The organism is Psychrobacter sp. Ps4 (genome assembly GCF_022129285.1).
Taxonomy (GTDB): Bacteria; Pseudomonadota; Gammaproteobacteria; order Pseudomonadales; family Moraxellaceae; genus Psychrobacter; species Psychrobacter immobilis_A.
This window is the reverse complement of sequence record NZ_JADQAK010000022.1, coordinates 54,241-61,831: the sequence shown is the minus strand read 5'-3', so window position 1 is coordinate 61,831 and position 7,591 is coordinate 54,241. Positions and strand designations below refer to the sequence as shown.

6 protein-coding genes are annotated in these 7,591 nt (G+C 42.6%); 2 read left to right on the top strand and 4 right to left on the bottom strand.

From position 1 onward, the window contains the following. Nucleotides 1-36 precede the first annotated feature (36 nt). Nucleotides 37-885 carry a LysR family transcriptional regulator gene (locus I3252_RS12050; protein ID WP_238035362.1) on the bottom strand — a complete coding sequence of 283 codons (849 nt, stop codon included), beginning with the start codon at nucleotides 883-885 and terminating at the stop codon, nucleotides 37-39. Nucleotides 886-1,063: 178 nt separating this feature from the next. Between I3252_RS12050 and I3252_RS12045 the strand changes: the two genes are divergently transcribed. Then, complete coding sequence (locus I3252_RS12045) at nucleotides 1,064-2,191, top strand: alkene reductase (protein ID WP_238035363.1); 1,128 nt, start codon at nucleotides 1,064-1,066, stop codon at nucleotides 2,189-2,191. Nucleotides 2,192-2,269: 78 nt separating this feature from the next. Here the strand turns inward: I3252_RS12045 and I3252_RS12040 are convergent, their stop codons facing one another. Continuing rightward, complete coding sequence (locus I3252_RS12040) at nucleotides 2,270-2,671, bottom strand: DUF1971 domain-containing protein (protein WP_055125082.1); 402 nt, start codon at nucleotides 2,669-2,671, stop codon at nucleotides 2,270-2,272. 321 nt (nucleotides 2,672-2,992) lie between these two features. Between I3252_RS12040 and I3252_RS12035 the strand changes: the two genes are divergently transcribed. After that, nucleotides 2,993-4,471, top strand: coding sequence for an MFS transporter (locus tag I3252_RS12035; RefSeq protein WP_238035361.1), 1,479 nt, complete (start codon nucleotides 2,993-2,995; stop codon nucleotides 4,469-4,471). Between the two features lie 208 nt (nucleotides 4,472-4,679). Here I3252_RS12035 and I3252_RS12030 read toward each other — a convergent pair whose 3' ends face one another. Together I3252_RS12030 and I3252_RS12025 are read right to left on the bottom strand one after the other, a co-directional pair. Beyond that, a complete protein-coding gene (locus tag I3252_RS12030) occupies nucleotides 4,680-5,339 on the bottom strand; it encodes a response regulator (RefSeq protein ID WP_238035360.1) in 660 nt (219 codons plus the stop codon). Between the two features lie 74 nt (nucleotides 5,340-5,413). After that, nucleotides 5,414-7,447 (bottom strand): histidine kinase, encoded by a 2,034-nt coding sequence (locus tag I3252_RS12025; RefSeq protein ID WP_238035359.1) that lies wholly within the window; start codon nucleotides 7,445-7,447, stop codon nucleotides 5,414-5,416. Nucleotides 7,448-7,591 lie beyond the last annotated feature (144 nt).

Here is a 7,591-nt window from a genome sequence, read left to right as displayed (position 1 = left end):
TGCCATTTCGCTTGTTTTAAAACGATTGTATCTTATTTAAAAAGAACTGACTATACGTGGATGCCATGCTGCTATCACCTTAAATGTGGGTGGCAGGGCTTCCACTTTGAGCTCTTTAACCCGACTGTTTGGCAATAAACGCGAGGGATAAAATGCAATCATATCGGTTGTATAAAGGATATCTGGCACCGCAGAAAAGCTAGGAACGGACATAACAATGTTTCGTTTAAGACCTTTTTCTGCAAACCACTGGTCATGAGAACCACGCAAGTTAGCGCGTGAAGGTGACACCACCAGCTGCGAATGTGCGGCAATTTGTGCCAGTGACAGCGGCTCTGTTGTAAAATTATTATTGCAACCAGTAATGCAAAAATGTTGTTCTTCAAGCAGCGTCACATAAGCCAAGTTATCAGGAATAAACTCTGGGAAAGTAATCAGCAGATCAAGCTCGCCTGCCGCAATAAGCTGATTGACATTGTCTGAGGCAAAATCACGTACGATTAACTTCAAATCAGGCGCGTCGCGGCGCGTTATATGAAACAACTGCGGTAATAATGCCTGCGTCGCATAGTCGGTCGCGCTAATCGTAAATATGCCTTTATAAGTCTGCGGCGAAAACACATCTGGCTCTAACAGTGCTTCTAACTGCTCTAATATGCGACTAATGGGTTGCTGCATCGATAGCGCTTTGGGGGTTGCCACCATGCGATTGCCTTGACGAATAAACAAACGATCATCAAACAAATCACGCAGCTTACGTAACTGTTCGCTGATTGCCTGCTGTGTCAGCCCCATTTTGCGCGCGACTTGTGAGAGATTTTTTAGATCAAGCAACGCATGTAGCACTCTCAGCTGCTTGATATCGAGTCGGTTAATTCCATTCATAATATGTACCATTTATAGTTGTATCTTAAACAACAAAATCCTGTTTCCAATTGTATCTATAAAACTCTATGCTTACCAACCTTACTTACGCAGTAATAAAGCATCAAAACAAGCTCAGTGGTTTAAACAATAACCCCATCTATTTGTTTTAAAAGAGAGTTTTATGGAACCATCTATTATCGATACCAGCCCATTGTTTGCATCTGTCACACTTGGACCATATACGTTAAAAAACCGTATTGTCATGCCACCGTTGACACGCTCTCGCAGCACGCAACCGGATAATATTCCTAATGAATTAATGGCAAGCTACTATACACAGCGCGCATCAGCTGGTTTTATGGTCACTGAAGGCACGCAAATTGAGCCAAGGGGTCAAGGTTATGCGTGGACACCAGGCATACATTCGCATGCCCAAATCGAAGGCTGGAAAAAGGTCACTCAAGCGGTACACGCAGCAGGTGGTATCATTTTCGCTCAGCTTTGGCATGTGGGTCGCGTGTCTCATACCAGCTTACAACCACAAGGCGCTCAGCCAATTGCACCATCAGCTATCACTGCTGACAATGTAAAAGTATTTATCGAAACAGCACCAGGTGCAGGCGCGTTAGCCGATCCTAGTGAGCCACGCGCACTCAGTACTGATGAAGTTAGTGAACTGGTCGCTATGTATGCGGCAGCCGCACGCAATGCATTGGAGGCAGGTTTTGATGGCGTCGAGCTGCATTGTGCCAATGGCTATTTGGTGAATCAGTTCATCTCTGAGCATAGCAACACACGTGATGATCAGTATGGCGGTTCATTGACCAATCGCTTGCGTTTCTTAAAAGAAATCGTGGCTGCCGTCAGTGAAGTGGTTGGTGCTGATCGCTTAGGCGTACGTTTCGCACCGCTGTTTGCTAGCACAGATGAGACTCGCGTGTATTTAGGGCTAGTGGAATCAGATCCACATCATACGTATATTGAAGCGATTAAAGTACTTGAACAAGCGGGTATCGCTTATTTATCTATTGCAGAAGCTGACTGGGACAATGCTCCTGATTTACCAGAGACGTTTTATCAGGCCGTCAGAGCTGAGTTTTCAGGACGTATTATCTATGCGGGTAAATACACGACGGAAAAATCGGTTCATATGCTAGCTAAAGGTTATGGCGATTTATTTGCTTTTGGGCGTCCTTTTATTGCTAATCCCGATTTACCTGAGCGCATCGCCAATCATTGGCCACTCAACGAGGCAGATCCTACCACGATGTATGGTGGCACCGAAATTGGCTATAATGATTATCCTTACTATCAAAACTCTTAATACAATAAGGCCATTCGTGGCCTTATTTTTTTGCTTATAAATAGGATATTTTTAATAGCTGATTCATATATATAGCCCTTATGATTCATCCGACTGATCAAATAACTTTTCGATAGGCTTGCTGTGTATCTTTGAGCTATTGAACAGCGACTTATTACCAGTATCCGCTTCTGTCCAAAAATTAATATTGAATTGGGCATCATCGCTTAATTCTACGCGGTGCCAATATTGAGGCGGACTGACAGCGAACTGCCCTGCTTTAATCACAATGGTTTTTTCAGGTTCAGTAGCGGCTTCATCAGCAAAGCCATAAAAGGTTACCGTGCCTTGCATGACACAAATTTGGCCGTATACGCCCTCTGCTGTATTGTGATGAGTCAACAAGGCTTTTGGGACTTTATCTTTAGTAAAAAAGTGGGTCGAACGCTTTATTTTCCAATGGCTGGGTATGACGGGGTTTGAGGCGACAGTATGACTCATGGTAACTCCTTAGCTGATTTGATGGGTTTATCTCAATCTTTTTTATTAACAGCTTACTTGAGAATAAAAAGGATTGGTAAACGAGAAAAGCACGCACAGTAATGGTTATTACTATAGCGCATCATATTTTCAAATGTATTGCTATCCTCATATCATCTTAGTTAACCATCAATATATAGGATATTAAAGCCACTTTTTAATCCCCATTAAGTAGTATGTGAAATGACATTCATACTGCTTTCGCCTAATGGCTAGCGAGCTTACTTGTTGCTACATTAACTCCATCTAAACTATCCAGTTCGACGGTGGAGAATACTTGTCATGCATGCAAAAGAGCTACTTGAGGTTGAACGCCGTGATATAAGAGCGCTCCACTATACGTGGATTGCTTTTTTTCTGACCTTTTATGTCTGGTTCAATATGGCACCACTAGCCACTTCTATGCTAGAGGCTGAAAGCTACTTAACTTCTGAACATATCAAATTATTTCTCATTGCCAACGTTGCTTTGGCCATTCCAGGGCGAGTGGTAGTCGGCATGGCATTGGATCGCTTCGGTCCGCGTCGCGTGTTTTCCATACTGATGGTCGTCATGGCGATACCGACATGGTTCTTCGCTTTTGGTGATTCCGCGATGCAGCTTTTCATCGCTCGCCTATTTATGTCTATCGTGGGCGCAGGGTTCGTCGTTGGCATTCACATGACCGCCCTTTGGTTTAAGCCAAAAGACATTGGCTTTGCCGAAGGATTTTATGCAGGCTGGGGTAATTTTGGTTCAGCTGCCGCAGCGATTACCATTCCCACGGTTGCGCTACAGTTCTTTGGTGGTGATGACGGTTGGCGCTGGGCAATTGCATTATCTGGCTTACTGATGGCCGCTTACGGGGTGGCCTATTGGTTTTTAATCACCGATGGCCCTACACAAGATACCCATAAAAAAGCACGTAAGGCGGGTGCTTTAGAGGTATCAAGTTGGAGAGATTTATTATTATATTGCCTATTTATTATTCCTTTATATGGCGTATTAGGTGTATTGGTTTATCGCACTAAAAACATGGGATTCCTGAGCGAAACAGGCGCTTGGGGGTTTTATACTCTCATCGCTGTGGTGGTTATTTATCAAATTTATAAAGCCATCAGTGTCAACGTACCCATGCTCAAAGCGGGTATCCCTGAGGATGACAAATACCCCTTTACCTCTGTTGCCGCCCTAAATGTCACCTACTTTGCTAACTTTGGCGCAGAGCTGGCGGTCGTCTCTATGCTACCGATGTTCTTTGCCGCAACGTGGAAGCTCGACCCTACCGTCGCAGGGTTAGTCGCATCGACCTTTGCTTTTGTTAACTTATGGGCGCGACCACTTGGCGGCTATATCTCTGACAAGGTTGGCAATCGTCGCTTGGTAATGTTGGTATACATGTTCGGTATCGGTATCGGCTTTGGATTGATGGGATTGCTGAATGCAGAGTGGCCATTGTTTATCGCGGTCGTCTTTACGATTCTATGCTCAGTCTTTGTACAAGGGGCAGAAGGCGCAACTTTTGGTATTATCCCCTCAATTAAACGGCGCTTAACGGGTCAAATTTCTGGTATGGCGGGGGCTTATGGCAACGTTGGCGCTGTGTTCTACCTATTTATATTTACCTTGGTCGAACCAAATCAGTTCTTTTTTATCATTGCGATAGGTGCATTTATCGCTTGGGTACTTTGTTTCTTCTGGTTAAAAGAGCCTGAAGATGCCTTTGGTGACGAATACAAAATGTCCTCGGTCGATCGTCAAATTGCCGCTGAAGAAGGCTAATTTGATTAGCTTATAAAATAAAAAAGCCACCCAGCATCAATGTTCGGTGGCTTTTTGACTGATATAGAGAGCTATCCAGACATGTAATAGAGGTTATTCAGATGACCCATGATTTTTTATAAAAGTAGCACTTTCAAAAAGTAGCGATTTCAAAAAGTAATATTTTCAAAAAACAATCACATCGATAAATAACCATTTTGACAGACGACTACTTTGACAAATGATTCACGGTCCATACTGCTGCCTCTACCCGTGTGCGTAGTCCAGTTTTGTTCAAAATATGCTTAACATGCACTTTTACTGTGGATTCAGCGACATCCAGTTTGTTGGCAATCATTTTATTACTTAAGCCTTCAGCAATCATTTGAATCACTTGCAACTCTCTAGTAGTGAGATTGCCAGCGATATCTTCAATGCTTGGTGTACGTAACGTTTGCGCCAAGATTGAGGCCAAATTGGGACTGATAACCAGCTCACCGCGCAACACTTTTCTAATATCGACGATGATTAACTCAGGCTCCATATCTTTTAGCAAATAACCATCCACCCCTAATTTCAACGCTTCTTGCACGTCTTCTCCGCTGTCAGAAACTGTAAATAGCAAGGTAGCCACGTCAATATTTCTGGCTTTAATTTCTCTTAGGGTCTCGATACCAGTCAACACTGGCATTTTATGATCTAGAATGACCAGATCAACCGGATTGTTTGCCAAAAAATCCAACGCTTCTTGTCCGTTATTCGCCTCACCAACGACGGTGACATCACTTTCGAGACTGAGCAGTTCTGCGACACCGCGGCGCAGCATAGGATGATCATCGACCAATAATAGACGAGCAGGAGAAGCAGACGTATAAACTTTAGTAGTCATAAAATACTCACAAATTGAAAAATGCTACAAAAAATACAATGCAGTGGTTAAGAGCGTTTACTAAGCCTATTCACTTAGTTTTGCTCAGCCATATAATCCCTAAAGAAACTGGGTACAAACCTGACGATGACGCTGGTACCTGCGGGTACATTATTAGAGATAATCAAATCACCGCCTAATTTATAGGCACGCTCTTTCATAATCATTAGACCATGATGCTGGGTCTGATTGACAGTCCCTGATATGCCAACGCCGTCATCATTAACCATCATCGCTACATAATTACTTTCATCATCATAAACCAAATCGATAGTGACGCAGTTAGCATGAGCATGGCGACTGATATTCGACAGCGCCTCCCTTATAATTTGAATGAGATGTACTTGTTCGGTTGCCGTTAGATTCAAGGATAGGATTTGATTGTTGACCTTTATGTCAAACTGCCCTTTTACAGCAAACTCATCAGCCGCCTCATATAAAGCTTCATCAAAATTGCCGCTATCAATCGTCAAGCGAAAAGTCGTCAATAAGTCTCTCAGCTCATGATAAGCAGAGTTCAGACCCATTTTTATTTGACTGATATGCTGCCCAACCTTGATTTGACTTTGTTCATCAAATACCACCAACCCACTGTCTTTATCAGCAGACAGTTGCAGATGTTTTTCGAGCACGCTGACTTGTATTTTTAGATAAGACAATGACTGTGCTAAAGAATCATGCAACTCCCTAGCAATGGTCGAGCGCTCTTCAAGTAGAATAAGCTGATGGTCTTGCTGCCTTTGTCTGCGTAGGGATAAGGCGGTGCTGACGAGATTGGTCAGCACAACAATCAATTCATTATTTTTAGCAATTAAATAACTACTATCTACCTCTACTACCTTGATACGTGTTGAATTTTCCTCGCTTTTTTTCTTATCTTCTGCATAAGCTTTATTGGTCATTAAGACAGATTTCGGTCTGACCTTTAGCTCACCAAATTCTATATCTTGATGAATAATCGGAAACGTTTTGGTATAAACGTCTTCTTTAATAAAGCAGCTATCACAAGTGAGTTTGGTACATAGCTCCTTCATCCTATCATCGTGTAGGGCTATAGAGTTTTTATTGGTTAGAATATTGCTTTGGATACACAGCGTAAAATCTAAATATGGGAATATACACCCAAAGCCAGTAATCAATTCATCAAGCCGATGTAAGCTCACAGGGCTACTGGTCAATTGCTTTGAGAAATCATAAAACAATGATAAGGCTTGGTTGGCTTTTACCAGATGCTGAGTCTTTGTCTGTACCTCACTCTCAAGTGAGCGCTGATACCTCTCAATAGTACTGGCCATACCGTTAAAAGAATTGCCAAGCGCTTCAAATTCTCTATAACCGCTGATAGACACTCTCGTATCATATTTGCCTTCTTTAAACGCCCGATTGGCTTTAATGAGTTGTTGAATAGGCGTTAGCACTAAGTTCTGTAATCTCCGTACGCCTATCAGCATAATAATCATGCTCAGTATCAGTGATAGTATTTGTAGGTTTTGCTGCCATGTCTGACGCTGCTCATTTCTATCCTGTAACGCGCCAACAAAACGATTAACATCGTCAATATATTTGGTTGAATCACTATAAAAGCCTTGCTTGTCTTGTGCCAACAATGCTGGTTTTAAATCACGAAACCATTGTGATTTTATCTGGCTCCATTGCTCACTGATCGCCTTATCTCTGTTGGCACTGGTCAGTTGATACGCTTGTAATTTGTTGAGACGACTCTCCATGTCTTCAACCAGTATATCTATTTTTTCATACTCGCTTTTATTGGAGAAATCCAGTCTGTCTTGCTTTTCTACCTGCGGCGCATTGTCATTATCTAAGCCATCTTGTTTGATATTTAGACTTGAGCTAAAGGGATGGTTATCCGCAAAGTCAGTCGCTAACTGAAAGCTAATGCGATACGTTGCCATGCGTATCGAGCCTGCGGTATTAATCGCCTCAGCATCAGACTTTGCGACCCAAGCGAGCGCACCACTGCCTATCGCTGACATCAAAAACAAAGTAGCGATGATCGTAATAGCAATCCAAGTATGAAGGAACAAAGACTGCCGTCGTAGATTAGACATGATTAATAGCGCTCCCATCAAACACTTTCTGCACAAAGGATTTGAGATCTTAAAATTGAACGTCGCAAAAGCAAAAAATACACAGCATAAAAAATACTACAGCTCACTTATCCGTCCATCGACAAGCAAAACTTTAGTGATAAA

Bases quoted from the DNA above. Each gene is read 5' to 3' on its own strand.
- I3252_RS12050 (WP_238035362.1), bottom strand. From the start codon at position 885: ATGAATGGAATTAACCGACTCGATATCAAGCAGCTGAGAGTGCTACAT.
- I3252_RS12035 (WP_238035361.1), top strand. From the start codon at position 2,993: ATGCATGCAAAAGAGCTACTTGAGGTTGAACGCCGTGATATAAGAGCG.
- I3252_RS12025 (WP_238035359.1), bottom strand. From the start codon at position 7,447: ATGTCTAATCTACGACGGCAGTCTTTGTTCCTTCATACTTGGATTGCT.
- I3252_RS12030 (WP_238035360.1), bottom strand. From the start codon at position 5,339: ATGACTACTAAAGTTTATACGTCTGCTTCTCCTGCTCGTCTATTATTG.
- I3252_RS12040 (WP_055125082.1), bottom strand. From the start codon at position 2,671: ATGAGTCATACTGTCGCCTCAAACCCCGTCATACCCAGCCATTGGAAA.